This window comes from Runella sp. R0.1_18 (genome assembly GCF_057652155.1).
The window spans coordinates 180,580-207,481 of the sequence record NZ_JBYFCK010000009.1 but is presented as its reverse complement, the minus strand read 5'-3'; the positions used below and the strand labels follow the sequence as shown (position 1 = coordinate 207,481).

The 26,902-nt window shown below is 44.3% G+C and carries 27 protein-coding genes; 10 read left to right on the top strand and 17 right to left on the bottom strand.

What is annotated here, in order from left to right:
• Positions 1–139: 139 nt before the first annotated feature.
• Positions 140–3,490, top strand: coding sequence for a preprotein translocase subunit SecA (gene secA, locus AC23P2_RS17415; RefSeq protein WP_487774375.1), 3,351 nt, complete (start codon positions 140–142; stop codon positions 3,488–3,490).
• A gap of 86 nt (positions 3,491–3,576) precedes the next feature.
• Here secA and AC23P2_RS17410 read toward each other — a convergent pair whose 3' ends face one another.
• The 3 genes from AC23P2_RS17410 to AC23P2_RS17400 are packed head-to-tail and all read right to left on the bottom strand — an operon-like array spanning position 3,577 to position 5,638.
• A complete protein-coding gene (locus AC23P2_RS17410; protein ID WP_487774374.1) occupies positions 3,577–4,245 on the bottom strand; it encodes a YggS family pyridoxal phosphate-dependent enzyme in 669 nt (222 codons plus the stop codon).
• Between the two features lie 13 nt (positions 4,246–4,258).
• Positions 4,259–4,708 carry a GNAT family N-acetyltransferase gene (locus tag AC23P2_RS17405; protein WP_028526189.1) on the bottom strand — a complete coding sequence of 150 codons (450 nt, stop codon included), beginning with the start codon at positions 4,706–4,708 and terminating at the stop codon, positions 4,259–4,261.
• A gap of 6 nt (positions 4,709–4,714) precedes the next feature.
• Positions 4,715–5,638, bottom strand: a complete 924-nt coding sequence (locus tag AC23P2_RS17400) for a patatin-like phospholipase family protein (RefSeq protein WP_487774373.1) — start codon at positions 5,636–5,638, stop codon at positions 4,715–4,717.
• 198 nt (positions 5,639–5,836) lie between these two features.
• On the opposite strand from AC23P2_RS17400, the gene AC23P2_RS17395 reads away from it, so the two are divergent.
• Entirely contained in the window at positions 5,837–6,811 is a 975-nt protein-coding gene (locus AC23P2_RS17395) for a polyprenyl synthetase family protein (protein ID WP_028526188.1), read from the top strand.
• Positions 6,812–7,056: 245 nt separating this feature from the next.
• Here the strand turns inward: AC23P2_RS17395 and AC23P2_RS17390 are convergent, their stop codons facing one another.
• Both AC23P2_RS17390 and AC23P2_RS17385 read right to left on the bottom strand, forming a co-directional pair.
• Positions 7,057–7,791, bottom strand: a complete 735-nt coding sequence (locus tag AC23P2_RS17390) for a LytR/AlgR family response regulator transcription factor (protein ID WP_028526187.1) — start codon at positions 7,789–7,791, stop codon at positions 7,057–7,059.
• A gap of 55 nt (positions 7,792–7,846) precedes the next feature.
• The gene (locus tag AC23P2_RS17385) at positions 7,847–8,953 is read right to left on the bottom strand and encodes a sensor histidine kinase (protein ID WP_487774372.1); all 1,107 of its coding nucleotides are present in this window, start codon (positions 8,951–8,953) and stop codon (positions 7,847–7,849) included.
• A 48-nt stretch (positions 8,954–9,001) separates the two neighbouring features.
• Between AC23P2_RS17385 and rfbC the strand changes: the two genes are divergently transcribed.
• From rfbC to AC23P2_RS17370, 3 genes are all read left to right on the top strand, one after another.
• Positions 9,002–9,535 (top strand): dTDP-4-dehydrorhamnose 3,5-epimerase, encoded by a 534-nt coding sequence (gene rfbC, locus AC23P2_RS17380; RefSeq protein ID WP_487774371.1) that lies wholly within the window; start codon positions 9,002–9,004, stop codon positions 9,533–9,535.
• 180 nt (positions 9,536–9,715) lie between these two features.
• The gene (locus AC23P2_RS17375; protein WP_487774370.1) at positions 9,716–10,459 is read left to right on the top strand and encodes a tyrosine-protein phosphatase; all 744 of its coding nucleotides are present in this window, start codon (positions 9,716–9,718) and stop codon (positions 10,457–10,459) included.
• Positions 10,460–10,509: 50 nt separating this feature from the next.
• Positions 10,510–10,914: a DUF983 domain-containing protein gene (locus tag AC23P2_RS17370; protein ID WP_487774369.1), complete on the top strand. Its 405-nt coding sequence runs from the start codon at positions 10,510–10,512 to the stop codon at positions 10,912–10,914.
• Here the strand turns inward: AC23P2_RS17370 and coaD are convergent.
• From coaD to AC23P2_RS17350, 4 genes are read right to left on the bottom strand one after another with little or no spacing between them, the layout of a single operon-like run.
• A complete protein-coding gene (gene coaD / locus AC23P2_RS17365) occupies positions 10,904–11,374 on the bottom strand; it encodes a pantetheine-phosphate adenylyltransferase (RefSeq protein WP_472492604.1) in 471 nt (156 codons plus the stop codon). The genes AC23P2_RS17370 and coaD overlap by 11 nt on opposite strands.
• Positions 11,371–12,276 (bottom strand): DUF3822 family protein, encoded by a 906-nt coding sequence (locus AC23P2_RS17360; protein ID WP_487774368.1) that lies wholly within the window; start codon positions 12,274–12,276, stop codon positions 11,371–11,373. Before AC23P2_RS17360 ends, coaD begins: the two co-directional genes overlap by 4 nt.
• A complete protein-coding gene (locus AC23P2_RS17355) occupies positions 12,276–12,818 on the bottom strand; it encodes an NUDIX domain-containing protein (RefSeq protein ID WP_487774367.1) in 543 nt (180 codons plus the stop codon). The genes AC23P2_RS17360 and AC23P2_RS17355 overlap by 1 nt, the downstream gene beginning before the upstream one ends.
• Before the next feature lie 51 nt (positions 12,819–12,869).
• A complete protein-coding gene (locus AC23P2_RS17350) occupies positions 12,870–13,307 on the bottom strand; it encodes a CBS domain-containing protein (RefSeq protein ID WP_028526180.1) in 438 nt (145 codons plus the stop codon).
• Between the two features lie 179 nt (positions 13,308–13,486).
• On the opposite strand from AC23P2_RS17350, the gene AC23P2_RS17345 reads away from it, so the two are divergent.
• Positions 13,487–14,905 (top strand): ATP-dependent DNA helicase, encoded by a 1,419-nt coding sequence (locus AC23P2_RS17345; RefSeq protein ID WP_487774366.1) that lies wholly within the window; start codon positions 13,487–13,489, stop codon positions 14,903–14,905.
• A 64-nt stretch (positions 14,906–14,969) separates the two neighbouring features.
• Here AC23P2_RS17345 and AC23P2_RS17340 read toward each other — a convergent pair whose 3' ends face one another.
• Positions 14,970–16,517 (bottom strand): acyl-CoA carboxylase subunit beta, encoded by a 1,548-nt coding sequence (locus AC23P2_RS17340; protein ID WP_487774365.1) that lies wholly within the window; start codon positions 16,515–16,517, stop codon positions 14,970–14,972.
• A 120-nt stretch (positions 16,518–16,637) separates the two neighbouring features.
• Complete coding sequence (locus AC23P2_RS17335; RefSeq protein WP_487774364.1) at positions 16,638–17,495, bottom strand: prephenate dehydrogenase; 858 nt, start codon at positions 17,493–17,495, stop codon at positions 16,638–16,640.
• 225 nt (positions 17,496–17,720) lie between these two features.
• On the opposite strand from AC23P2_RS17335, the gene ribD reads away from it, so the two are divergent.
• Positions 17,721–18,758, top strand: a complete 1,038-nt coding sequence (ribD, locus tag AC23P2_RS17330; RefSeq protein WP_487774363.1) for a bifunctional diaminohydroxyphosphoribosylaminopyrimidine deaminase/5-amino-6-(5-phosphoribosylamino)uracil reductase RibD — start codon at positions 17,721–17,723, stop codon at positions 18,756–18,758.
• Between the two features lie 178 nt (positions 18,759–18,936).
• On the opposite strand, the gene AC23P2_RS17325 is transcribed toward ribD, so the two are convergent.
• A complete protein-coding gene (locus AC23P2_RS17325; protein WP_487774362.1) occupies positions 18,937–20,169 on the bottom strand; it encodes an NAD(P)/FAD-dependent oxidoreductase in 1,233 nt (410 codons plus the stop codon).
• 408 nt (positions 20,170–20,577) lie between these two features.
• Between AC23P2_RS17325 and AC23P2_RS17320 the strand changes: the two genes are divergently transcribed.
• Positions 20,578–21,003, top strand: coding sequence for an OsmC family protein (locus AC23P2_RS17320; protein WP_028526173.1), 426 nt, complete (start codon positions 20,578–20,580; stop codon positions 21,001–21,003).
• Between the two features lie 166 nt (positions 21,004–21,169).
• Here AC23P2_RS17320 and AC23P2_RS17315 read toward each other — a convergent pair whose 3' ends face one another.
• Positions 21,170–21,838: a hypothetical protein gene (locus AC23P2_RS17315; protein WP_487774361.1), complete on the bottom strand. Its 669-nt coding sequence runs from the start codon at positions 21,836–21,838 to the stop codon at positions 21,170–21,172.
• A gap of 50 nt (positions 21,839–21,888) precedes the next feature.
• Positions 21,889–22,497 carry a DUF4136 domain-containing protein gene (locus AC23P2_RS17310; RefSeq protein ID WP_487774360.1) on the bottom strand — a complete coding sequence of 203 codons (609 nt, stop codon included), beginning with the start codon at positions 22,495–22,497 and terminating at the stop codon, positions 21,889–21,891.
• 65 nt (positions 22,498–22,562) lie between these two features.
• On the opposite strand from AC23P2_RS17310, the gene AC23P2_RS17305 reads away from it, so the two are divergent.
• A complete protein-coding gene (locus AC23P2_RS17305) occupies positions 22,563–23,480 on the top strand; it encodes a histone deacetylase family protein (RefSeq protein ID WP_487774359.1) in 918 nt (305 codons plus the stop codon).
• Positions 23,481–23,588: 108 nt separating this feature from the next.
• Here AC23P2_RS17305 and feoB read toward each other — a convergent pair whose 3' ends face one another.
• Together feoB and AC23P2_RS17295 are read right to left on the bottom strand one after the other, a co-directional pair.
• Positions 23,589–25,712, bottom strand: coding sequence for a ferrous iron transport protein B (gene feoB, locus AC23P2_RS17300; protein ID WP_487774358.1), 2,124 nt, complete (start codon positions 25,710–25,712; stop codon positions 23,589–23,591).
• A gap of 6 nt (positions 25,713–25,718) precedes the next feature.
• A complete protein-coding gene (locus AC23P2_RS17295; protein ID WP_487774357.1) occupies positions 25,719–25,946 on the bottom strand; it encodes a FeoA family protein in 228 nt (75 codons plus the stop codon).
• Between the two features lie 295 nt (positions 25,947–26,241).
• Between AC23P2_RS17295 and AC23P2_RS17290 the strand changes: the two genes are divergently transcribed.
• The gene (locus tag AC23P2_RS17290; protein WP_487774356.1) at positions 26,242–26,622 is read left to right on the top strand and encodes a hypothetical protein; all 381 of its coding nucleotides are present in this window, start codon (positions 26,242–26,244) and stop codon (positions 26,620–26,622) included.
• 137 nt (positions 26,623–26,759) lie between these two features.
• On the opposite strand, the gene AC23P2_RS17285 is transcribed toward AC23P2_RS17290, so the two are convergent.
• On the bottom strand, positions 26,760–26,885 hold the full coding sequence (locus AC23P2_RS17285) for a hypothetical protein (protein ID WP_487774355.1): 126 nt from the start codon (positions 26,883–26,885) through the stop codon (positions 26,760–26,762).
• Positions 26,886–26,902 lie beyond the last annotated feature (17 nt).

Sequence of the window (26,902 nt, the reverse complement as noted above, 5' to 3'; positions counted from 1 at the left end):
AGTAATCTAACCCTTAAAATGTCATTAAACTGCTGACAAAAAGCTAATTTTGTAGAAAATTCCCGAAGTGGGTGCGATATTTGTGATATAGAAAAATACATAAACCGTTGGCCTTTGCTGGTTGACTCATACAGTAACAATGATTAAATTCCTCACAAAAAGTTTTTCTGGGCTGTTTGGGACCAAATCGGAACGTGATTTGAAAGAACTTGCCCCTTACGTGGACAAAGTAAATGCCGAATTTGCTAAACTACGTACACTCAGCCATGACCAGCTTCGAAACGCAACGCAAGAACTCAAAACTTTTATTGCGAATGAACTCAAGGCCATCGACGACCAAATAGACGCGCTGCGCCAGCAAGTGGCTACTAATACCGACATGGACGTTGATGCCAAAGAGAACATTTTCAAAAAAATTGATAGCTTGGGGCTTGAACGCGACAAAGAGTTGGAAAAAGTCCTGATGCAGATTTTGCCCACCGCCTTTGCCATTGTCAAAGAAACGGCACGTCGTTTTACCGAAAATGAAAGTCTTGAGGTCACGGCCACTCTTTTAGACCACGAACTCGCAGTTAGGAAAAATCATATTACCATCGACGGCGATAAAGCGATTTGGAGAACGACCTGGGATGTGGCAGGCCACCCTATCAAATGGAACATGGTTCACTACGATGTTCAAATCATCGGGGGAACGGTCTTGCACCAAGGGAAAATTTCCGAAATGGCTACGGGTGAAGGTAAAACCCTCGTTGCAACGCTACCTGCTTTCTTAAATGCCATCGCAGGACAAGGCGTTCACGTCGTAACTGTCAATGACTACCTTGCCCGCCGCGATAGTGAGTGGAATGCTCCTTTGTTTGAATTTCATGGTTTGCGCGTTGATTGTATCGACCGCCACCAACCCAATACCTACGCCCGCCGCCAAGCCTACTTGGCTGACATCACTTACGGAACCAACAACGAATTTGGTTTTGACTACCTTCGCGACAACATGGCGCACTCGCCCGAAGAGCTTGTGCAACGCAAACACCACTTTGCAATGGTCGATGAAGTTGACTCCGTTTTGGTAGATGATGCCCGTACGCCTTTGATTATCAGCGGCCCTGTACCGCGCGGCGACGAACAAGACTTTGCCGAGCTAAAACCCCGCGTATCGCGCATTGTAGAAGCCCAAAAACGCCTCGTGACAGATTTGCTCAACGAAGCCAAAAAGAAAATTGCGGCTGGCGACAAAAAAGAAGGAGGTTTGGCCCTTTTCCGCGCGCACCGTGGTTTCCCAAAATACAAACCGCTTATTAAGTTCTTGAGTGAAACGGGTATCAAAACCCTCATGCAAGAAACGGAGAAAATCTATTTGGCAGAAAACCAAAAGTTGATGCCAGAAGCCGATGCTCCCCTCTATTTTACCATTGAAGAGAAAAACAATAGTATCGAGCTTACTGAAAAGGGGCTTGACTATATGACAGGCTCAGCCGAAGACCCTAACTTCTTCGTATTGCCTGACTTGTCGATTGATTTGAATGTGATTGACAAAGATTCTGAGCTTACCGACCAGCAAAAACTTATTCGTAAAGAAGAAGTTTTGCGCGATTATTCGGTCAAAACGCAGCGTATTCACACAATCCAACAGTTGTTGAAAGCCTATTCGTTATTTGAACGTGACGTGGACTATGTGTTGATGGACGGAAAGGTAAAAATCGTTGACGAGCAAACGGGCCGTATCATGGAAGGCCGTCGTTGGTCAGACGGATTGCACCAAGCCGTTGAAGCCAAAGAAAACGTAAAAGTAGAAGACGCTACGCAGACTTACGCCACGGTTACGCTCCAAAACTACTTCCGTATGTACCACAAGCTTTGTGGGATGACGGGTACTGCCCAAACCGAAGCAGGTGAATTCTGGACGATTTATAAATTGGACGTTGTTAGTATTCCAACCAACATTCCGATTGCGCGTAAAGACGAAGAAGATAAAGTATATCGTTCGGTACGGGAGAAATACAACGCCGTGGTGGACGAAATCGTTGAGCTGGTGGGCAAAGGACGTCCAGTATTGGTGGGTACAACTTCGGTTGAAAACTCGGAGTTATTGAGCCGTATGCTTACCCTTCGTAAGATTCCACACCAAGTCTTGAACGCCAAACAACACCAACGCGAAGCCGAAATTGTGTCGGAAGCAGGGAAACCTGGTACGGTGACGATTGCGACCAACATGGCAGGTCGTGGTACCGACATCAAGCTTACCCCAGAGTCAAAAGCAGCGGGAGGTTTGGCCATCATTGGTACCGAACGCCACGAAAGCCGCCGCGTTGACCGTCAGTTGCGTGGTCGTGCAGGTCGCCAAGGAGACCCAGGAACGTCGCAGTTCTTTGTGTCGTTGGAAGATGGGCTGATGCGTATGTTTGGTTCTGACCGCATCGCAGGTGTGATGGATCGCATGGGCTTGGAAGAAGGAGAAGTGATTCAGCACTCAATGGTGTCAAAGTCGATTGAAAGAGCGCAGAAAAAAGTCGAAGAAAACAACTTCGGTACGCGTAAGCGCCTCCTCGAATACGATGACGTCATGAACATGCAGCGTGAAAGCATCTACAAACGCCGTCGGAATGCCCTTTTTGGTGACCGCCTAGCAATTGATATTGCGGATACCATGTACGATGTTTGTAGCGAAATCGTCAACAATACAGAAGGAAGCTACGAAGAACTCGAATTGGCAGTCATTACCAACTTCGGAATCGAACCACCATTTACTCGCGAAGACTATAACAAGTTAAAGCCCGAGCAACGTACGCAGCGCTTGTACGAAGCGGCCGAGAGTCATTATGCCAATAAAAATAAGTTCATTGCGGAGCAAGTATTGCCTGTATTGAAACAAATTCACGAAGAACGCGGCGGAACCATCCAAGAAATCGTGATTCCTTTCACGGACGGCATCAAAGGCACGCAAATTGGCGTCAATCTCGTGAAAGCTATTGAGTCAAATGGACGTGAGATTGTGCGTGAGATGGAGAAATTTGTGGTGCTTTCACTCATCGACCAAGAATGGAAAGAGCACCTTCGCGACATGGACGACCTCAAACAATCGGTACAAAACGCAGCTTACGAGCAAAAAGACCCGTTGTTGATTTATAAGTTTGAGTCGATTGAGTTGTTCAAGAAGCTGATGAGTAAAGTCAATTTTGAGACGGTTAGTTTCTTGGTAAAATCGTTTATTCCGCAAGAGGAACCACCACAGCAGCAAGCACAACGCCAAGTGCGTCAGCCTGAGCCAGAACTTCACACCAACCGCGAGGATGAGGAGTTTGAGGAAGTAGGTGGCCCAGACGCATACGCCGCTCGTCAGACCGAAAAAACGATGCCTGTACGTGCCATTAAAATCGCCGACCGCAACCAAAAAGTAACGGTTCAGTACCGCGATGGCCGTGTGGTGAAAGATGTAAAATACAAGAAAGTAGAACACGAAGTGGAACGCGGCGATTGTGTCGTGATTGCTTAAGTTCTACTATATTGAATAAAGAAGAAAGCCCCGACCGCATGGTCGGGGCTTTTTCGTGGTCGGGTTGTGAGCAACCCTCCACACAGTTATCGCGAACCAAAAATAGCACTACCTACTCGGACGAGCGTACTTCCCTCTTCCACCGCAAGGAGATAATCCCCACTCATTCCCATCGAAATTTCTTTGAAGTCAACATTTGCAGGAAAATCAACTGCATGTGCATTTAGCTTGTCAAAAAGTTGTTTTAAACCCCTAAACTCCAAACGAACTTGTTGCTCATCATCGGTATTAGAGGCCATACCCATCAACCCTACGATACGCACATTTTGCATTGATTTTAACTCCTCCGAAAGCAATAGCTCCTCTAATTCTTCCTCCGAAAGCCCAAATTTTGTTTCTTCTTGGGCAATAAATACCTGCAACAAACAGTCAATCACTCGATTGTTTTTGGCGGCCTGTTTATTAATTTCTTGCAACAATTTCAGGCTATCCACCGAATGAATCATGGCAACAAAAGAGGCCATGTATTTGACTTTATTGCTTTGTAAATGCCCAATCAAATGCCATTCTATGTCTTTCGGCATTTGTTCGTATTTACCCACCATTTCTTGCACTTTATTTTCTCCATAGCGCTTAAAACCAGCTTGATATGCTTCCATGAGCATCTCAACAGGCTTGGTTTTGGTAACAGCAATGAGCCGTGCCACAGGTGAAATTTCAGTTACTATTTGTTGTATATTTTCAGCAATACCCATCCTTCTTTGGCCTTTAAAAATCTAAATGACAATTGATCCACTCTCCATCCAAACGCGCGCCGTAGCGTTCATAAAACTTAATGGACGGCTCATTCCAATCCAGCACTTGCCACATCACTCCTGTACAATTGGTATCTTTTGCCTCTTGAACGGTGGTATCCAACAACATTTTTCCCAATCCATGCCCCCGCATCGACTCCGTCACAATCAAATCCTCCAAATAGAGTCGTTTTCCTTTCCAAGTCGAGTACCGATAATAATACAGCGAAATCCCGACGATTTGCCCATCTACCTCCGCCACAAAAAGGCCAAAAATGGGTTCTGGGCCAAAACCATCTTTCAACATCATTTCGGGGGTGTTGGTGACTTGCTCAGGCGCACGCTCATACAAGGCAAGCTCCTGAACCAAAGCGAATACTTGCGGTACATCTTCGGGTGTACCTTTACGAATGGTAATTTGCATAACTACTTACTTTGAAAAAAAATACTTGTTGTCTTCTGATTGAATATATTCTACCCCTGTTTTATACCCCTGCACAATCAGCCGCACAATGTCTTCCGACTGAAATTTGAGCATGTCCAAATGCAAAGGCTCGTGTGGACGAATGACCTTTAGCTTCAACGGTCGCCCTTTTAAGTTTTCTTTTTCGACATAGCTTTGCGCCCAAGCGATGTCGCTGTTTACAATTTGGTTGACGTTGATGTCCTTTACTCGCTCCATCAATTGCAGCACATTTCGGTAATTGACCGTTTCGCCGTAAATATGCTCGGAGTGGCAAGCCACGCACACCACTTCGGTCGCGCCGTCTTCCAAGGCTGCTTTCAAAGGCGCGACCACCCTCAACCCTCCATCCAATAGGGCTATTTTTCGTTGACCTTTGATTAAGACAGGTGGCATAATCGTCGGCAATGAGCTACTCGCAAGTACATAATCCAAAAAATCGGCCTCTTGGGGAGTGGCATACACCATTTTGCCACTGATAACGTCCACCGCACCTACTTTGAGCTTAATGGGGCTTGTTCGTAAAATAAATTCATCCACGTTTGTACGTAGCAAATTTTTTAGGGGCGTATTGTCCAAAAGGCCATCAAAACGGCTCATAAGCGTATCAAAACCTAATGTAAGACGTGAGCGCGGTTTTGCAATGGCTTCGGGACCTGTAATATTTTTGATCCAAAATTCAATGAGGAGGCGGCTCAAACGCGGCCAATCAATTTTTTTGTGTTCAATTGTCTGACGCCCCGCTTCGTTCACCAAATAACTTGCATTCAAGCTTCCAACCGATACTCCGTAAATCATGTCGGGTTCAAAACCTTCCTCTAAAATAGCTTGAATAACTCCCGCTTGAAATGCCCCTTTAAGCGAACCACCGCCCAATACTAATGCTCTCATACATCTAACTTTTGCCTGATTTTTTTATTTTCTTCACAAATTCCAAACAAATTATGCCACTTTGGTGTAATGTTAATAGATTTTGTCCCAAATTTGGCGTTTGTTAGACAACAAATCAAAAAAAGGTTAAAGTTGCAGGCCCTTTCAGCTAAACTATTTTCCCCACATTCATTGTTTACTGAATAGCCCACTGATAATATGTCCCTCTCAATAAAAGATATTCAGGCGCCAATTGCCTCCGAAATGGATGCTTTTGAAAGCAAATTTCGGCAGTTTATGAAAAGCGAGGTGATGCTCCTCGACCAAATCATGAATTACATTGTCCGTCGTAAAGGCAAACAACTCAGGCCCATGTTTGTTTTTTTAACGGCGGGCGTAAGTGGTACAATTACAGAAGCTACTTACCGTGGTGCTGCGCTTATCGAATTGCTCCATACTGCTACCCTTGTTCACGACGATGTGGTGGATGACTCCAACTACCGTCGTGGTTTTTTCTCGGTTAATGCCCTTTGGAAAAACAAAATTGCGGTATTAGTAGGCGACTACTTACTCTCACGAGGACTGCTTTTATCCGTTGATAATAAAGACTTTACACTCCTACAGCTCGTATCAAATGCCGTTCGTGAAATGAGTGAGGGTGAATTGCTCCAATTGGCCAAAGCACGTCGGTTAGACATTACGGAGGAAGTGTATTTTCAAATCATTCGGCAAAAAACGGCGTCTCTCATCGCTTCTTGCTGCGCCGTAGGTGCCCAGTCGGCAGGTGCGACCGAAGATTTAGTAGAAAAAATGAGGGAGTTTGGCGAAAAAGTAGGGCTTGCTTTCCAAATCAAAGACGACCTCTTTGACTTTGGCGATGCGGAAGTTGGTAAACCGCTCGGTATTGATATTAAAGAGAAAAAAATGACGCTTCCGCTCATTCATGCGCTGAGTCAGTCTTCTTGGAGTACCAAACGCCACATCATCAATCTCATTAAAAACCACAGCGACAAGCCGCAAAAAGTTGCGGAAGTCATCAAATTTGTTCGCGAATCGGGTGGCATCCAGTACGCTACGCAAGCCATGCAGCGCTTGGTGGACGAGGCTAAGGTTATCTTGCATTCTTTCCCCGAATCAGCTTATCGTAATTCCTTAGAAGGCTTGGTGCAGTTTACGATTGAACGTAACAAGTAAGACCAAAAAGAGGCTGTCCAAAAAGTAACAGGTCACAAAATATTCTTTGGTTTCAACCTCATCCCAACCCTTCTCCTTCCAGGAGAAGGGCTTTTAAAGTCCCCATCTCCAGAAAGGCCGCGACGGCGTACAGTGAGGGGGATTTAGGGGACGGTCGGCCGCTGCCGTGAGGTTGAACAGACGCCGAAGATAATTTGGTGATACCAGACTTTTTGGACAGCCTCTTTGAAATTTTGTATTATTTTTTACAAACTCAGCATATCTTTGAATCGGATGGCTTGGCGGCGCGAAATTTCTATTTTCTCCCCGCTTCCTCTCAACGTCACCAAAAGCCCTCCCGAAAACCACGGCTCAATTTTATCAATCCACTGCAAATTGATGATGTGCTTGCGATTCGCGCGGAAGAAACACACGGGGTCAAGCCGCTCTTCCAAGGCATTTAACGACTTGAGAACCAACGGTTTTTGGTCATCAAAATGTAAACGCACATAGTTGCCCATTGACTCGAAAAGGCGCACCTTTCCTAACTTTACAAACCAACATTTTTCGCCGTCTTTGATAAATACTTGGTCGTTTTCCCCCAGAATTTTACGCTCAGACACCGACTCTCCTTCGTGCTTACGGTCAAATTCTTCAAAAACGCGGTGAACAGCCTCACTCAAACGTGCCAAATCAATTGGCTTGAGGATGTAGTCCAAGGCATTGTATTCAAAGGCTTTGAGCGCATATTCATCGTAGGCAGTTGTAAAAATCACTTCGGGGATGGTATCATCTTCGAGCGATTCCAACAGTTCAAATCCATTTTTGCCAGGCATTTGAATATCCAAAAAAAGCAAGTCGGGGCGAAGATCTTCAACGAGTTTTTTGGCTTCGTCGGCGTTGGCAGCTTCTCCCACTATTTCAATTTTAGGAAAGTTTTCAAGTAAACGACGCAATTCGTTCCGCGCCAACCGTTCATCATCAATAATAAGGGCTTTCATTCGTGGTATTTTAGTGGGCAAGCCACGGTTATTGGTTATATATTAATAGACTCTCTTACGAAGTTTGGGATGTCAATTTTGAAAAAGTAAGGCTGGAGCCACTCTTAAAAACGCCCTCAGTTTGGGTAGGAACGATGATTTCAGCCCGAACTACCTCTTCCGATTCTTGAAAGATTCGGAACTTGGCATCTTCTCCGTACAACAAATGTAAGCGACGTTCGGTATTTTCAAGGCCAAAACCGCTGGCTTCTTTTTGTTTGTCAATGCTGTCTTTTTTGGCCAAAACGCCCGTATTTCGGATGTGGATATGTACGTAGTCTCCTTCCAAAAACGTTGTCACTTGCACAAAACCTCCACTGACCGCTTTTTGCACCCCATGTTTGATGGCATTTTCGACCAAGGTTTGCAGCATCATGGGTGGCACTTGTAAGTAAACCGTTTTGGGGTCAATGTGGAAGTCGGCTTTCAAACGTTCTTCGTAACGAACTTTTTCAAGGCTTAAATAGTCTTCTACTGTTTTGAGTTCTTCCCGTAACTCCACTGTTTTACGGCGGTCGGCCAACAACGAATTGCGAAGGATATTGGAAAGCTGCGTAACACCTTGCTGCGCCTTGGAAGGGTCTTCCGACACCAACGCCCGAATCGAATTAAGGGCATTAAAAACAAAGTGTGGATTCAGCTGAGAGCGAAGTACTTTTGCCTCCGACTCTTTGATGGAAGTTTTGAGTAAAATACGCTCGATTTCGGCATCTAGTTTGTGCTCTACGTAATGGTAAACCGTGTAGCTCAGCACCCACATAAACATACTTTTGCTCCACGAAAGCCAATCGGCAAAAAAGATATAAGGTTGGCTTTTAAAGGTATCCTTCAAAACTTTTAAATCAATTGGGTAATTCATCAGGGTCATTAAAAGCCCTAAACTTAGTCCAGAAATGACAACCCTAAGGGCGATTTGATACACGGGCAAGCTCACCCAATTTTGCTCCCGCACGATTAGGCGGTAAAAGTGGGTAAGTAAAATACAGACTAAAATATTAGCCAGAGCGAAAAAAAAGTCCCCCATTGTAACTTTTCCTTCTAGGGTATAAATCGCTAATTCATAAAGAATTAGCGCCGTCCATCCTCCAACTTGGCAAATCCAATATATTCTTTTTTTCGTCATTCGTTCAATTTATCTAATTTTGTCGCAGTTTTCAATCTTAACTCACCTATGCAAGTTATCAAAAAATCGCTCGAAGGATTGCTAGAAATTATACCAACGGTTTATAAAGATGAAAGAGGGTATTTTTTTGAGACTTACAATAAGCAAGCATTCGAGGCCCACGGCTTGCCCACTCATTTTGTGCAAGATAACCAGTCTTTTTCCAAAAAAGGGGTAGTACGTGGTTTGCATTTTCAACGGGAGCCGCACGCGCAAGGCAAATTGGTTCGGGTTGTCATGGGTCGTGTGCTAGATTTTGCCGTTGATATCCGCCCCAACTCTCCCACTTTTGGTCAATATGAGGCCGTAGAGCTTGATGCTAACCGCGGAAACCTATTTTATGTACCCGAAGGTTTTGCCCATGGATTTGTCGCCTTAGAGGATTCTATATTTATTTATAAATGTACCAATCTATATAATAAAGCTGCCGAAGGAGGTATTCTGTGGAATGACCCTACGCTCAATATCGACTGGCAAGTAACTAACCCTATTGTCTCCTCAAAAGACCTTGAGTTGCCCCAGTTTGACCAAATTTCCTTTTAGCAATTTACATACCACACTTTTCACTTTGCCTTTTTTTGATGTACCAAAAGAGTTAAAAAACCACGTATTTATGTTTTAAAAGGCAAAAGAATTTATTTTTTTTTAGGGGTAAGTTTGGCACAATTCATGGAAATGATATACCTAAACAGTACAATAGGTTCTCCATGATTTGATTCGTTTATGCCATTCTCATTTTTAAAGCGCAACCGAACGCCCGACACCATCCCACGTTCTTCTGCATTTACGGTAGATATGCACGCGCACGTACTGCCCAAGTTAGATAATGGCCCCGAAACCCTCGAAGACGCGCTTGCTTTGTTGCATGAAATGGCTTCCAAAGGTATTCGTAAAGTCATTGCCACTCCGCACATCATGGGCGACTATTACCCAAATAGTTTTGAAGATATTCAAATTTCCAAAAAAGTACTCAACCACGCCCTCATTCGCCGATGTATCCCCATTGAACTCGAAGTAGCGGCAGAATATTACCTTGATGTTTCTTTTTTATCACTTCTTGACACCCAACAACCACTTTTAACGATTGCCAACAACTACTTACTCTTTGAAACAGGCATTGTGGGACTTCCGTCGTTCTTGAATGATGCCATTTCACTCATACAAAAACAACAACTGACGCCCGTTTTAGCCCATCCCGAGCGTTATTACTATCTGCAACAAGATTTTAACCAAGTGCTTCGGCTACATCGAAGTGGTGTTCTTTTTCAGGTAAATCTTGGGGCGTGGCAATCGAACCATCCCGCCACTCGTCTTCTAGCCGAACGGCTCATCAATGAAGGTCTCGTGGACTTTATGGGCAGTAACGCGCACAATCTGCGTGATTGGGGACAAGCGTCCGACGCCCTGAGATCGAAGGCATTTGGGGTCGCGCTTGAAAAAGGGCTGCTCAACGGCAGTTTGCTGTAAGATGTAGTAAAAAAAGGCGTACTTTTGGGCAGTAACTACCGATGCCACTCATGTTAAAAGGAACCAAACTATACAGTATTTTTGGCAACAAATGCCCGCATTGCCACAAGGGTGCTTTTTTCAAAAACGATAATCCGTTCAATTTTAAAGACTTCGACAAAATGAACGACCACTGCGAAGTCTGTAATGAGCCATTCGAGCGGGAGCCTGGCTTTTATTTTGGAGGGATGTATGGTAGCTACGCGCTTTATACCGCACTGATTGCCACAGTGTTCGTTACGTGTGTAGTAATGTGGGAAATGAACATTTTTTACGTTTTGGGCGTATTAATCCCCATAATTATCATTTCACAACCACTTTTTTTTCGTTGGGGTCGATTGTTATGGATTAATATTTTTGTCAGTTATGACCCCGAAGCGCCTAAAAATCCCCATCGTAACGTGCCTAAATGGTAACTTCTGACAGTTGATAAGGCAGATACTGATCGACGTTATGCCCGTACTTGTGCAGTTCACGAATAATCGTCGAACTGATGGGAGCTAAATGGGGCGACGTAATCAAAAATACCGTTTCTACGTCGGGGTAAACGTGGCGGTTTACTTGTGAAATGCTGTTTTCGTATTCAAAATCGGTGGTATTTCGCAAACCTCTTACCAAAAATCGAGCTCCAAGTGAGCGTGCCATATTGGCTGTCAAATCATCATAAGTAACGACACTTACCTGCGGAAAAGCTTCAAAGGTTTTTTCAATCAGCCCTTGCATTGCCTCTAGGGAGAAATACCTCTTTTTATTAGAGTTATGTCCTATGCCAACAATGATTTTATCAAACAGATTAAGCCCCCGCAAGACAATGTCTTCATGGCCTTTGGTAAATGGGTCAAATGAACCAGGAAAAAGAGCGATGCGATCTGTCATTTTTTGGGAGGTTGGGTTGCAAAATAAACGTTGTAAAGGCTAAAGTAACGGTGTTCGGGCAGGTCTTCAAAAACTTCTTTCAACAAAAAACCCGTCGGATTTTTACCTAATTGAAGATAAGGCAAAAACTTCTGGAGCAATTGATAATCTTCTGAGTACGGGGTTGTTTCGCCGTAGATGTTACAAAGCACATTTTCTTGCGCAAGGCCAAGAGAATCGAGTACAAACATCACAAAATAGCCCATATCGTTGGCCGATTTGTAACCAAACTTATTACAAAACAGCAGCTTATCCGCTTTTGCAACTGTTAACGTCACGAAGTCATCCTCAAAATAACAGGTCAGCAAAGTCCGTGCTTTTTCCACCGACGCCAAGCTGAGCGTTCCTTCAATAAGCGCACTCGTTTGGTGAATAAAATGAGGCACGTGTTGCGTATAAGTTGTCAGAAACCATTCCCATATTTCTTTTTCAACCATAAATACATTGCGCGCACCAAGTTTACGAACCTCGTGGTGCAACAAATGCTCTCCTTCAGGCACCTCTCCTTGGACCAATCCCAAGTAGCTATTGGCATATTCTTTTCTAAAAAAGACGTCGGGAATCAGGGTAAAAGAAGGTGTGTTGAAACAGACCGATACATTCTTCCATAGGTTACTGTTCAAAAATGGGTGCTCATCGTACAGTTGTTTCAGCCAAACAACCCATTTATTTTCCATGGGAAGTCCGCCAATAGAATAATCTTCCAAACACAAGACGTGTTTGGTTTTGCTTTCTAATACAAAAAACCGAAAACGTTCAACTCCCAATTCCAGCATCAATTCGTACTCGGCGCACTTATCGGGGTTGAATGAAGGGTCTTTAATCTCCAACAATGGAGTAATAGCCACTTGCGTACCAATCATCAGTTTTGAAATACGATTTGTCTTATGCTACGTTCGTCGTGTATTTCGGTAGGGACATGTCCAAGGTACCCTTTTAAGTCATAAATAGCTTCCAGCGAGTCGCAATACTTAAACATGGCATGAACTTCGTTCGCAGGATATTTTTTTATGTCTTCGATGCTCATCCATTTCATTTCCTGAATGATTTGGTTGGCATCGGTCATTTCGGGGTCACTACCAAGGTGCTGTTGTCCACCGACCACTTTCACTTCAAAAAACAATTCCAACGCGTGCAGAGGTGGTTGCATAAATTCGTTGACAAACAACAAATTCCCTACTTCCACCTCTAAGCCTGTTTCTTCCACAAACTCACGCTGTAGGGCTTCTAAGGTTGATTCCTCAAATTGGACACCTCCCCCAGGCGGACACCAAAAAACATCGGTATTTCCGATACCACGGTGACTCAACATCAATATTTTATTATGTTGGATACACACCCCGCAAACACGTATGCGAAGTCGGTTTCCATAAAGTCGTGCTACTTCTTCTCTCGCCTTTTCCAACGGTTGAAAACAGTTATGGTTTTCTTACAAGGCTGCAAAGATACGCATATATTAATATGGGCTACCTGAAATGTAGCTTTCGAGCGATTGGATGCGCGCTTTTTGGTCCTTGATAATACTCGAAACAACGTCGTTGATAGAAATAATTCCAATCAGCTCGCCTTCATCCACCACAGGCAAGTGGCGAATATGCTTTTCTGACATAATCAACATGGCCTCTTCAAGCTTTTGTTCGGAGCTCACAGTAATTAATTTTGAGGTCATCACGTCCTTAATGAGGGTGCTTTGGGACGAGCGGCCTTGCAAAATTCCTTTACGGGCATAATCCCGTTCCGAAAAAATCCCTGTGAGATTTCCCTCGTCGATCACCAACACCGCTCCAATGTTTTTTTCAGCCATTTGTTGAAGCGCTTCATACACTGTTGTTTCGGAGGTCACTGAGAAAATCGCATTGCGAGACTTGTCGCGAAGTACATTTTTAATGTTCATTTGGAAGGTTAAGTTATAGGATTTATAAAAGATTAACTACGGGTTTTTCAAGGTGGCGTTTCCATTTTAAACGCGTTATTGGCATCAAAATAGTTTTTTTTCTTTTATAATGGCAACTTTTAGTTGGGAATAATTTTAAATGGTTGTGAATTTTGCATTCCTGCCGTAGTTTTGGATACATGAAAGAAACATCGCCTCCTTCGCCGTCCGACTTACTCAAAAAGAGTTTTCCGCACGAGCCCACTGCTGGACAAGAACATTTTTTCCTAAAAATAGCCGAATTTTTGGAAGATGAAAACCTACGTGATTGTTTTTTGCTGAAAGGGTATGCGGGTACGGGTAAAACAACCCTGATAAGTACGCTCATCAAAGTCATCCCAAAATTTGGATTTAAAATAGTTTTACTTGCCCCTACAGGCCGAGCCGCTAAAGTAATGGCCAACTACTCTCGCAAAAAAGCGTTGACCATTCACAAAAAAATTTATCGCCAGGTGGCTGATGCTTATACAGGCGCTTTACACTTTGAATTACAATCCAACAAACACCGCGATACACTGTTTATCGTCGATGAAGCTTCCATGATTTCGGACGAAGCGGAGTTTGGCTCGCGCGGGTTGCTGTCGGACTTAGTAGAATACGTTTTTGAAGGAATTGGCAACAAAATGCTGATTGTGGGGGATGTGGCTCAGCTCCCTCCTGTCAATAAAGACATAAGCCCTGCCCTCGATAAGTCGGTGCTCGAAGCCGCCTATTACATGAGCGTCTATGAGCAAGAACTGACCGAGGTAACCCGCCAAGGGCAGGATTCTGGCATCCTCCATAATGCAACCCGCTTGCGGGATTCATTGTCCAAAGAAACCCTTTCCATTCAGCTAAAAACCAAAGGCTTACGCGATTTCTATAAAATGCCCAGCGACCGCCTAGAAGATGGTTTGCGATATGCTTATGACAAATATGGCCGCGAAAATGTGACGATGATTACCCGCTCCAATCGCGAAGCCGTGCAACTCAACCAGTTTGTAAGGCGGCAAATCAACGGTGCCGAAGAGGAGTTAGATACGGGCGATTTGCTGATGATTGTACGCAATAATTACACCGTTTTGGGCGAAGACTCCCCCGCAGGCTTTCTGGCCAATGGTGATTTTGTGGAAGTAAAACGCATACGCCGCGAAGAAGAAGTTCACGGTTTCCGTTTTGCCACTGTCGAATTACAACTGCTTGATTACGAAGACCAACCGCCGTTTGAAGCAAAAATATTTTTAGATACACTTCACTCCCCAAGCCCGTCGCTGAGTCAAGAAGAAAATCGGCGACTGTACGATGCTGTTTCGCAAGATTACCAATACCTTAAAACGAAAAAAGCCCGAACAGAAGCCATCCGTCAAGACGTGTACCTGAACGCGTTACAAGTGAAATTTGCGTATGCCCTGACTTGTCATAAATCACAAGGTGGGCAGTGGAAGGCAGTTTTTGTGAACCAAGGTTTTTTGCCCGAAGACCAGCTGAACCGTGAGTTTGTGCGTTGGCTTTACACCGCCGTAACGCGCGCTACGGACGAGGTTTTTATGATGAACTTTCACGCGCAGTTTTTTGAGTAATCTAACCTCCCGAAAGTTTTTAACTTTCGGGAGGTTGAGTTAAACCTTTCGGGAGGTTGAGGTATTATAAAGGAATATTCCCGTGTTTTTTCTTGGGAAGCGTCGCCACTTTGTTTTCGAGCATTTTGAAGGCGCGCAACAATTTTTCGCGTGTTTGCTCTGGGTAAATCACTTCGTCGATGTAGCCACGGTGAGCGGCACGGTAGGGGTTCGCAAATTTTTCGGTGTATTCTTGGACTTTTTCTTGCAACTTAGCCGCAGGGTCCTCTGCTTCCGCAATCTCTTTTTTGAAGATAATTTCGGCGGCCCCACTTGCTCCCATTACCGCGATTTCAGCGCTTGGCCAAGCGTAGTTCATGTCGGCACCGATGTGCTTTGAGTTCATTACATCGTACGCTCCGCCGTAGGCTTTACGCGTAATGACTGTCACTCGTGGAACAGTAGCTTCGCAAAATGCGTACAACAATTTGGCACCGTTGGTGATAATCGCATTCCATTCTTGGTCGGTGCCAGGTAAGAAGCCTGGGACATCTTCAAGTACAAGCAATGGAATATTAAAGCTATCGCAGAAACGTACAAAGCGGGCGCCTTTGGTACTTGAGTCAATATCGAGTACACCTGCTAAAACGGCTGGTTGATTGGCAACAATACCTATGCTACGACCGCCCAAGCGAGCAAACCCTACGACAATGTTTTCTGCAAAATATTTATGTACTTCCCAAAAACTTCCCTCATCCACAATTTCACTGATGACCTCCCGCATATCGTACGGTTGGTTGGGATTTGCGGGGATAATTGAGTTTAGTTTAACGCGCTTCTCATTTCCACCTTCGTAGGCTAACGCTGGGGCTTCTTCCTCGCAATTTTGGGGCATATAGCTCAACAAACGGCGAATATCGCTGATGCACTCCACTTCGTTGGCACTCACAAAATGCGTCACCCCCGACTTAGACGCGTGCGTCATCGCTCCACCCAATTCTTCCGAAGTCACGTCTTCGTGGGTAACGGTTTTTACCACGTTGGGACCCGTTACAAACATATACGACGTATTTTCTACCATCATAATGAAGTCGGTGATGGCTGGTGAATAGACAGCACCGCCCGCACATGGCCCCATGATGGCCGAAATTTGAGGAATGACTCCCGAAGCGAGGGTATTCTTGTAAAAAATATCGGCATAACCTGCCAATGACAACACGCCTTCTTGGATGCGTGCACCGCCCGAATCGTTTAGACCGATGATAGGAGCGCCATTTTTCATGGCCAAATCCATGATTTTACAGATTTTTTCGGCGTGGGTTTCAGACAAAGAACCGCCAAAAACCGTAAAATCTTGCGCAAAAACATAGACCAAACGCCCGTCGATGGTACCATAACCCGTAATGACGCCATCACCCAAATAATATTCTTTGTCGAGGCCAAAATCCTTGCAACGGTGCATGACAAACTTCCCAATTTCTTCAAAAGAACCTGGATCGAGCAACAACTCTACGCGCTCACGGGCGTGAAGTTTTCCTTTTTTGTGCTGCTGCTCAATGCGCTTGGCACCGCCACCGAGCAATGCTTCTTCGTTTTTTGTGTCTAAAATCTGAATTTTATCTGAGGCTTGCATCGTCAAAGATTTTGTTACTCGTCTATTTGGTTTAGCTTGGAATAATCCTGCACAAATGTAAGAGAGATTATGGCTTTATTTACCGATTGCAACGACAAACAGTTGCTAAAGAAGTATAGTTTACCGTTTTTCAATTCCCGACAAAATACGGCGGATGTCATTGGCTCGTTGCATAAAATCAAAGCTCGATTTTACGTCGCGGTCGTCGATAAACTGCTTGTATTGCTGCAAAAAGTCAATATAATCGCCCAAAGCGCGGGATAAATTTTCCCGATTTTGGTCAAAAATAGGCGCCCACATCGCGGGGGAACTTTTGGCCAAACGCACCGTTGAACTAAAACCCGTACTGGCCATATCAAAGATATTTTGTTCGTCTCGCTCCTTTTCAAGCACCGTATAGCCCAAAGCAAAGGAAGTAACATGGCTCAAATGAGACACATAGGCCAGATGCAAATCGTGCTCGGTGGGGGTCATGTAATGGATTTTCATGCCAATGTCACGGAACAATGCCTCCGCCAACGCCACACATTCGGGGCTACTTTTTTCGCAATCGCACAAAATCACGTTTTTTTCGGGCAACAACTCCCGAAAAGCCGCCGACGGGCCTGAGTTTTCCGTTCCCGCCATCGGGTGCGCCGCCACAAAACGGTCACGCTTTGGATGGGTATCTGCCGTTTCGCAAATCAATCCTTTCGTCGAGCCCAAATCTATCACTGTTCCCTTCTCACCGATTAAATCGAGCACTTGCGGGACTAGCGTAACAATGTGGTTTACGGGAACGGCCAAAACCACTAAATCCGACTTAGGTACGGCCAATTCGAGCGGCAATATTTCGTCCACAATGCCTTTAGCTACCGCCAATCGCCCGTGAACTTCAGAAGCATCAACGCCAATAAAGTGCATTTTGGGGTATTTATCGCGCAAAGAAAGGGCATACGACCCTCCCAAAAGTCCAATTCCTATAATGGTTGTTATCACGTCAGTATCAGATTAAAATTTACTTTTTATCTATTTTTCAGAAAAGTGTGCAAAAGTAATGAGTTCTCCGTTTTTTTGTCTCGTTTATTTCAGGTTTTAAGTGGTTGAGTAAAAGTTATAGCGTAACTCAAAGTAGCCTCGGTAGAGACGAAACATTTGTAACCAAGTGAAAAGGGTTTCTCAAAACCCGATAACCAATAAAACATTGAACCAAAAAATGCTAAAATGAATGAAAAATACATGGTTCGGGCGCTTGAACTAGCCGAACTTGGACGAGGAAACGTAAGCCCCAACCCCATAGTGGGCTGTGTGATTGTGCACGATGATACAATCATCGGAGAAGGCTGGCACCGTCGCTACGGCGATTGGCACGCAGAGGTCAATGCCGTAAATGACGCGATTGCGCGGGGAAATGAACATTTATTATCCGAAAGCACCGTTTATGTTACCCTAGAACCTTGCTCACATTTTGGCAAAACACCACCTTGCGCGGATTTGTTGGTCGAAAAACGAGTCAAACAAGTCGTTATTTGCAACGACGACCCCAATCCGTTGGTGGCAGGAAAGGGAATTCAAAAACTCAGAGAGGCAGGGATTGAAGTGATAAATGGGATTTTGGTCAAAGAAGGACGACGACTAAACGCCCGTTTTTTTACATTTTTTGAGCAAAAACGCCCTTATATTCTTTTGAAATGGGCCGAAACCGCCGATGGTTTCATTGCCGACGAGCACAAACAGCCCCTTTCTATCAGTTGCTTGCAATCACGGGTGTTGAGTCATCAATGGCGTAGTCAAGAAGATGCCATTTTGGTAGGAACCAACACGGCGCTTCACGACAACCCCCAACTAAATACTCGACTTTGGGAAGGTCCTCACCCTACTCGAATTGTCATTGACCGTACGTTACGGCTTCCGCAGGAATTACGCTTATTTGATAATTCGCAAAAGACCCTCTGTTACAACGCTTTCAAGAACGAAGAACAAGGCAATACTACCTTTGTACAAATTGATTTTGACGAAAATTTCCTCAAACATTTGCTGGCTGATTTGTACCAACGCAAAATCCAGTCGGTCATCGTAGAGGGAGGAACGTTGGTGTTACAAACGTTTCTAAACGAAGGAATTTTTGACGAAATACACATTTTTAAGAGTGCAAATGCGATACAAAAAGGCACTGCTGCTCCCCTACTCCCCACGGGCGTTCGGCTGGTGAATCAAACCAAAATTGGCGGGGATTGGCTAAGTTCTTACCAACAAAACTAATTTTAAAAATATGAATACTGAGTCAACCTTCTCTTTAAAAGAGTTTATACTTAGTAAAATCTAGCTATTCCATAATAGTCAGGGCTAAAGCCCCACCGCAGACCCCAGCCTAAAGGCATGGGGTTAAAATAGCAATAATCCTTACCGAGCTTAGTTTACCTTAATTGATTTTATTGAATCAAATTCCCGCAATCATCTCCGCTACTTCCCTTCCCGTTGCCATGGCGGCATTGAGGGATGGGTACGCTACGTGATCGCCGCATTCGTACAATGTATCCGTTATTTTTAATTCAGTTGATGACGAATTTGCAGGAAAGCTCAACAACGATTCGGGCAAATGATAGGTTCGTAAGTGTTTCCACGATTTGACATCGGCCCCAAACCATTCTGTCAACTCCTTGACAATGTGCGTCGTCAGTTTTTGTTCATCTACCCCTTCTAATCCTTGCGTACTCACCGAAACTAATGTTTTTCCTGCGGGGGCGTAGGAAGGCGCAATGTCGCTTGGCACGCATACATTGTGAACAGTTGAAAGGCGATTGGGATTCAAGGCCAGCATTTTTTCCGTCAAAGGAGAACGGTCAGCGGCAAAATACGTGCAGGTGGTTTTGTTAAAAGTCCGATGAACGTTTCGGCCTAAAAGTCGGTCTGCTTGTAAGGCATCCGTTGCTACCACCACGGCCTTTGCGGTGAGGGTTTTACCGTCGGCCAAAGTCACCTTATTTCCAACGATTTTAGCAACTTTTGTTTGAAGTTGCACCGCACCCTCGGGTAGTTTGGCTGCCAACTGATTCGGGATTTCCTGCATCCCTTGCGCGGGAATGACGGCTTCACCGTTGTAAAATTGTTTGAACACAAACCGAAAAAAATTACTCGACGTGGCCAGCTCATTTTCCAGAAAAACACCCCCAAAAAACGGTTTAAAAAAGTTTCTAATCATGCCTTCACTCCAACCCAAATCGCGCAAATACGACAGCGTATCGGTGGATTTATCGTTAAAAAAGGCATCCGTTGATTCCTTAGAAACCTCATTCGACAACTGTAAAACCTTGAGTTTGTCCACCAACGAACCTACGGGGGAAAACAGCGTATTGACCAATTGAGAAGGTTCTTTAAAAGGGTCGCTCATGACCGAAAAAGCGCCATCGAGGCGTATTAGTGCCCCCGAACGAAAGCTTTTCAAATCAAGGGCTTGGTAATCAAGCAGTTTTTGGGCCTCGGGGTAAGCTGTTAGAAGAATTTGAAATCCGCGGTCCAGTAAAAAACCTTCAATTTTATCGGTACGAACGCGGCCACCCACTGCCTCCGACGCTTCCAATACCAAAGATGAAATCCCGAAACGATTTAAATAAGTAGCACAGGTAAGCCCCGCCATGCCTGCACCTACAATAATTACGTCATGATTTGCCATGCAATGAAAACTATTTCCCGAACAAATTGTTTCCACTTTTTTTACAAAAATGCCCGTTGGTCAACTGCCGAGTAACGGCTACCTTTGTGACCAAATTTTATTCAAACGACCAAAAACAGCGTTAACAGTATGCTTAAAGCAGAAATGATTACCGACGAGGGGACGGTGTTATTTCCTGATTAGGTAAGTTTCTTTAACTATTACCCGCTGAGTTACGCCGATTGAAAATCGCAGATGACGCTGATTAATGACAATATAAAACCCTTTGTCAGCGAAAATCAGCGCTTGTAATTCTGCGGCTCTCTGCGGGTAAAAAATAAAATGACTTAGCTAACAATGTAGTAAGCCTTTTTGAACCAAGTGCTTTTAATAGTTGTATTTTCATTATAATCACAAGCCAAGCTACGTATGAAAGTAGAATTAGTTCGCGTTGACGATGGGTTTCACTTTGAGGCCACAGGTTCGTCAGATATAAAAGTACATACCGATGCGTCGCCAGCCATTGGTGGCCAAAACGCGGGAGTACGTCCCATGGAGTTGTTGTTGATGGGGGTTGGGAGTTGCAGTGCGATTGACGTTGTTCTTATTCTCAAAAAACAACGCCAAGAAGTTACCGACTTCAGAATCACCGTAGAGGGCGACCGCGTGAAAGAAGAAACCACAGAACGCTCACCTTTCCGCTCGGTTACTATTCATTATTTCTTCAAAGGAAATAACCTCGACCGCGCCAAAATCGAACGTGCGGTAAAATTATCAATGGAAAAATACTGCTCAGCCACGGCTCAATTTGAACCTTTAGCGCAAATCGGGCACACAATTACAATTGAAGAGTAAAAGGGTTTGGGGTTGAGGGTTTGGGGTTTACTGTTTGAGGTTGGGGGTTTGCAGTTTGAGGGTTCAAACCAAAAACCAAAACGGTAAACCCGAAACAAAAAACTCTAAACGGTAAACCCGAAACCGTAAACCCCAAACAAAAAACTCTAAACCCAAAAAAATCACCCTACCACCAACGGTAGAATAACCCAACCCGTGCATTGATTGACGACGCAGCGTTGAGTCCTTCACTTTCAATTTTAAAAGGGATGTGCTGATAGGTTGCGCCAAGTTCAAGCCCCACATTCCCTGTTTTGCTCAGCAATACGCGCACTCCTGCGCCTCCCTGTGCGACAAACTTAAAGCCATTGTCGCCCGTTGACAACATTCCGTAGTAATTGGCCACTTCGGCAAACGCCGCCCCCAATCCTGCCTGCACATAAGGCCGAACACGCGCATTGACATCCCCAACGTGATAGCTACCAGTCAACGTAATCGGATAAGCCGTGACTGTACGCGTTTGCACGGCCGAAATTGCGCCATTATCATATTCATACACCTGACGAGGCAAACGGTTTTTAAAATACTGTGAACCGATTGCAAACCCCACCGACATATTGTTTTTGGGGAAAACAAAATCAACGGCCAATGAATAGTTACGAAACGTATTGGCCGCCATAAAATCACCTAACGAACCTGTAGCAACCCCCAAACCTCCCGTCAAAGAAACACGATAAGAGGTATATCTCAAGTAAGGAGATTCTCTTTTGAACAACTGAGGTCGGTCAATAACTTGCTGTGCCTCAGCTATATTCACCAAAAATACTCCCATAAAAAAGAGTACAATGGCGCTCATTGTTTTTACTTTTCTAATTTTCATGCCAACCATCATAAGCTGTTGTTTTACTACTTTTTCAAATACATCGACTGCTTAAACACATTGTCTATCAAATTCGTCAAAGACGCTGCGTCAAAAATGCCATTTCCTCGAATCTGGGCATTCCAAACTACTTTGGGTTGCAGACCGTTGGTCGCATTTTTTAAATCCACCATTTCCAAATACCAATAGGTTTCTGAAGTTTGATAGTAAGAGTAGGTTGGAGGATAATAAAAGCCTCCGCCACCCGCATATCCCCAGTAGCTATTCCAAGGGTTATAGTTGGCCACAAGCCCCGTTTGGGTTTCTCTGATGCGAGCTACACTGACGCCCAAATCTGGTTTGGCTTCACGCGTTACTCGCTTGTATCCGCGCTGCGTCATGGTTGATGTGATACGATCCAGTACTGAATAATCTTGCGTAGAAGTCGAAACACCCGTTTGCTGGTTTTGAATTACATATACGGTATCGGCCAAGCTAAAGGTCTGGTAATTAGCAAAATTGGTCGTAGGTTCGTAATTAGTAATAAAAACTTGGGTTTCCTCTTCCGTCAAATCTTTCAAGGGGTCAGGTGCACAAGCCGTGGCTATTACGGCGACCGTTACTCCTAAAATAAGTGCTTGAAATTTAACTTTCATGGTTTATTCTCGGTTTTTTTATAACCTACTAACGAAAAGTTGGCCCAAATCATTTCATCTTTTTTATGCTCAAAATTGCCCACGACCCAATTTATTGTCATCCCCTTCCCAAAGGGCCTAACGGAGAACCACATCGTTTTCCAATGGCGAAATACGAACTTATCCCCGAACAACTCCTGTATGAAGGCACCTGCACGTTCGATAACTTCTTCTCCCCTAGCCACTTGGACGAGCGCTGGATTTTGGGCGTACACGATGATGCCTACTGGGAAGATTTAAAAAATTTGAGAATTTCGGACAAAATGATTCGACGCATCGGTTTCCCGCTGAATCAACGACTCATTGAGCGCGAAACACGCATTGCCCAAGGAACGATTGAATGCTGTCATTTTGCCTTAGAATTTGGCATCTCAATGAATGTCGCAGGCGGCACTCACCACGCCTATGCCGATCGTGGTGAAGGATTTTGTTTGTTGAACGATGTGGCCATCGCTGCCAATTATTTACGTACGAAGCAACTTGCTAATAAAATTTTGGTGGTTGATTTGGATGTTCACCAAGGCAATGGAACAGCCGTTATTTTTCAGAACAACCCTCAAGTTTTCACCTTTTCAATGCACGGAAAAGACAATTATCCGTTGTTCAAAGAAAAATCAGACCTCGACATCGAACTGCCTACGGGAACACAAGAACAAGAATATCTGCGCTTGCTTTATGAGGCATTACCTTTCCTCATCGACCAACAACAGCCCGATTTTATTTTTTACATTTCGGGAGTTGATATTTTGGAGACGGATAAATTGGGGAAATTGAAAGTAACCCGCGAGGGCTGTTATCGACGTGATGAGTTTGTATTTTCTCAGTGTAAGCAACGAAATATCCCTGTCGTAGTTTCGATGGGAGGTGGCTATTCACCGCGCTTGGCCGATATTGTGGAAGCGCATTGCAATACGTACCGAATTGCACAGCAGATGTATTTCTGAACTACATTTGCTCTCACAGAAAGCCACAGATAAAACAGCCCACAGAACAACACAGAGGACGTCTGGATTTTTCTGTGTCTTAAAATCTGTGCTTCTCTGTGTGAAAAATTAGCGTAGTACTTGGTAAGTCAAAAACGCCAACCCGTACGCCAAAACCGTCATGTATGCCAATTGAATGAGGGGCCATTTCCAGCCGTGGGTTTCGCGCTTTACCGTCGCAATGGTACTCATGCACATCATCGCAAATACGTAAAACACCAACAACGAAAACGCCAGCGCAGGTGTGTACATGGCTTCGCCCGTTTTAGGATTTACCTCAGCACGCATTCGGGCTTTGATTGTGCCGTTGTCTTCATCGGCTTCGCTTCCGATGCTATAAATAGTACTCATCGTGCCCACAAACACTTCACGGGCTGCAAAGGAGGCTAATAATGCAATGCCTATTTTCCAATCGTATCCCAAAGGCGCAATGGCAGGTTCGATAAATTTACCAAAATGGCCTGCGTATGAGTGTTCCAATTTGTAAGCTGCAACGGCATTATCCATTTCAGCACCTTTCAATGTTGGTTGCTCTTTTTGAATAGTTTCTTCGGCTTTTGAAATGGCATCGCCAGGGCCATAAGTAGCCAGCACCCAAAGAATGATGGAGATAGCTACGATGATTTTACCCGCTTGGGTTACAAATGACTTGACACTGTCCCAAACCGCAATACCTACATGGTACCAGCGCGGAATTTGGTACGTGGGCATCTCCATGACAAAATAGCCCGTTTCGGCACTTTCAACCCTCCCCTTGATTGCCCAAGCTGATACCAAGGCACTGATCAGCCCCAATAAATACAACCCCATGAGTGTTAACCCTTGGAGCGTAAAAAAGCCAAGTACTGCCGTAGAAGGCACAACCAACGCAATAAGCACCGTATAAATCGGCAAACGAGCAGAACAACTCATCAGTGGAGTGACCAATATGGTCAACAAACGTTCTTTTCTATTTCCGATGCTTCTGGCAGCCATAATGGCTGGAACAGCACAAGCTACTCCTGAGATAAGCGGCACCACACTCCGACCATTTAAGCCAAATTTCCGCATAAGTTTGTCCATGATGACCATCACCCGCGCCATGTAGCCCGATTCTTCAAGCAACGAAACCAAGAAAAATAAGAAGGCGATTTGAGGAATAAAAATCACAACCCCGCCAATACCCGCCACCAGTCCATCGGTCAATAAATCGGTCAATGCTCCTTCTGGAAGTTGTTGTTTTAACCAATCATTCAACGACGCCATGCCCGCATCAATCAAGTCCATGGGGTAGCTGGCAAACGTAAATACGGCTTGAAATATAACCAACAGTACCACTAAGAAAACCGCATATCCCCAAAAAGGGTGAAGCAAAACTTTATCTAAACGCCTTGTCCACAACGGCTTCACCAAAAACTCTGCCACCGTTTTTACCGATTCTTTGACGAGACCGTCGATGACCGCATATCGGTGCATGGTTTCAGCCGCTTGAAAACCACTTTCTTTGAAACCGTGTTTTTCAATCATCTTATCGAAAGCTACCCGCTTTTCGTGGGGTACAAACGAAAAAATATCGTGTTGCTGAACGTGGTGCAATGCCAAATAATTATTGGAAATATCGTTCGTACGTTTTACTTCGTCGATCAATTCAGGGAATTGGTCCGCAGGATTAAAATAATATTTCTCAACCGAAATTTTGGGGCTTTCTAGCTGTTGCACAACTGCCTGTTTGAGTTGGTCTAAGCCTTCCCCTACCCGCGCATTGATGCGAACGACAGGCACGCCCAATTTCATCGCTAATTTTACGGCATTGACTTGCAAATTTTTATCCCGCGCTACGTCAAGCATGTTCAAAGCCAAAACTACGGGCAAACCTAAGTCTGCTACTTGCGTAAATAGCAATAAGTTACGCTTGAGATTGGAAGCATCTGCTACCACTACCACCACATCAGGATAATCCTCGTGGTTGGGGTTAGCCAAAATATCAATGACTACGCGCTCGTCCAGCGCTTTTGGATATAGACTATACAGCCCAGGCAAGTCAACAACGACTGCTTCAGTAGCGTCATTGAGCATCCAAGGGCCTGATTTTTTTTCTACCGTAACACTCGGAAAATTTCCAACTTTTTGACGCAATCCAGTCAGTTGATTAAACAACGATGACTTACCGATATTCGGATTGCCGACGATGGCGATGATGGGATTCTTTTTCAAAGGATATTAAATGCTTTCTTCAACAATAACCGTAGCCGCTTCTTCTTTACGCATCGCCAAACAATAGCCGTTTACCTGTACACCGATTGGGTCACCCAAAGGAGCCACAAAGTCGAGCATAACTTCTATACCAGGCAAAAAACCCATTTCGAGTAGTTTTAATGATAAATCTTCTTGGCGAAACTCTTTTACAAAGGCTCTTTCTCCCACTTGAAGGTCAGCGATGGTTTTCATATTGGACGGGTGTTTCAGTCTATTTTCTCAAAAGGGTTTTGAGTCATATAACACAATTTATTTAGATTGAGTTTAAATAGAACTGCACAAAATAACATTTTCAAGCCAACAATATCAAATGATTCCAATCAGGTTTTCCAAAGAAACTACACACAACACCCAACAACCACCTGCTTATCAATACATTACAACAAATAATATCTATACTAATTCTAAATTTTAAAGATTATTCCTCCAATCAATACATTGTTTTAACCAAGACTATACATTTGTTTTTCTATTTTTTCCATCGTCAATGAAAGCCACGCTTACTTTTTTACTGGCCATAATTGTGTTTGCACAAAGTCTCCTTCCTCGGACGGCGACCGAGTTGTTGCATTCACCTGACGTGTGGGAACATTTTGAGGAGCACAAGGCGGAGTGCCCTGCGTCATTAAGTTTTTTTGATTTTTTGTGGATGCACTATTCCGCTGATTCGGAGCATACCAAACAAAAAGAGCATCATCTTCCAAGTTTTGATTTCAACAGTGTAGCCAGCTTTTTTGTGTTACCTTCGGCTTCCGTATCGTTTGATGCCCAAACTTTCGTTACCTTCTTAACTTCTGCCAACTTTCATTGGCTCAATTCCTACGCCTTTTTGTCATTCAAGGCACTCATTTGTCCACCCCGAGCCTAGGGCTTCTTTCTTTGATGGGAGAAGTGTATCCTTTCTATGCTGCGTTTCCCGCTTTTCATCTATTCTAACAATAGGTCACTCGGGCAAATTCTCAATCCATTCGTCAATCATAGTATCGGCTACTGGTTCTAGCCTCCCTACAATCGTGGTTCTTTAGGTTTCGATTTTTTAGGCGTTTCCAACTTAGACTTATAACCAAGTTCTTTGATGAGCGCCAAAAACTCTTCTGCTTTTTTTGCGGGGACGGTGACCGTGATTTGCATAGGATAACAACTTCATT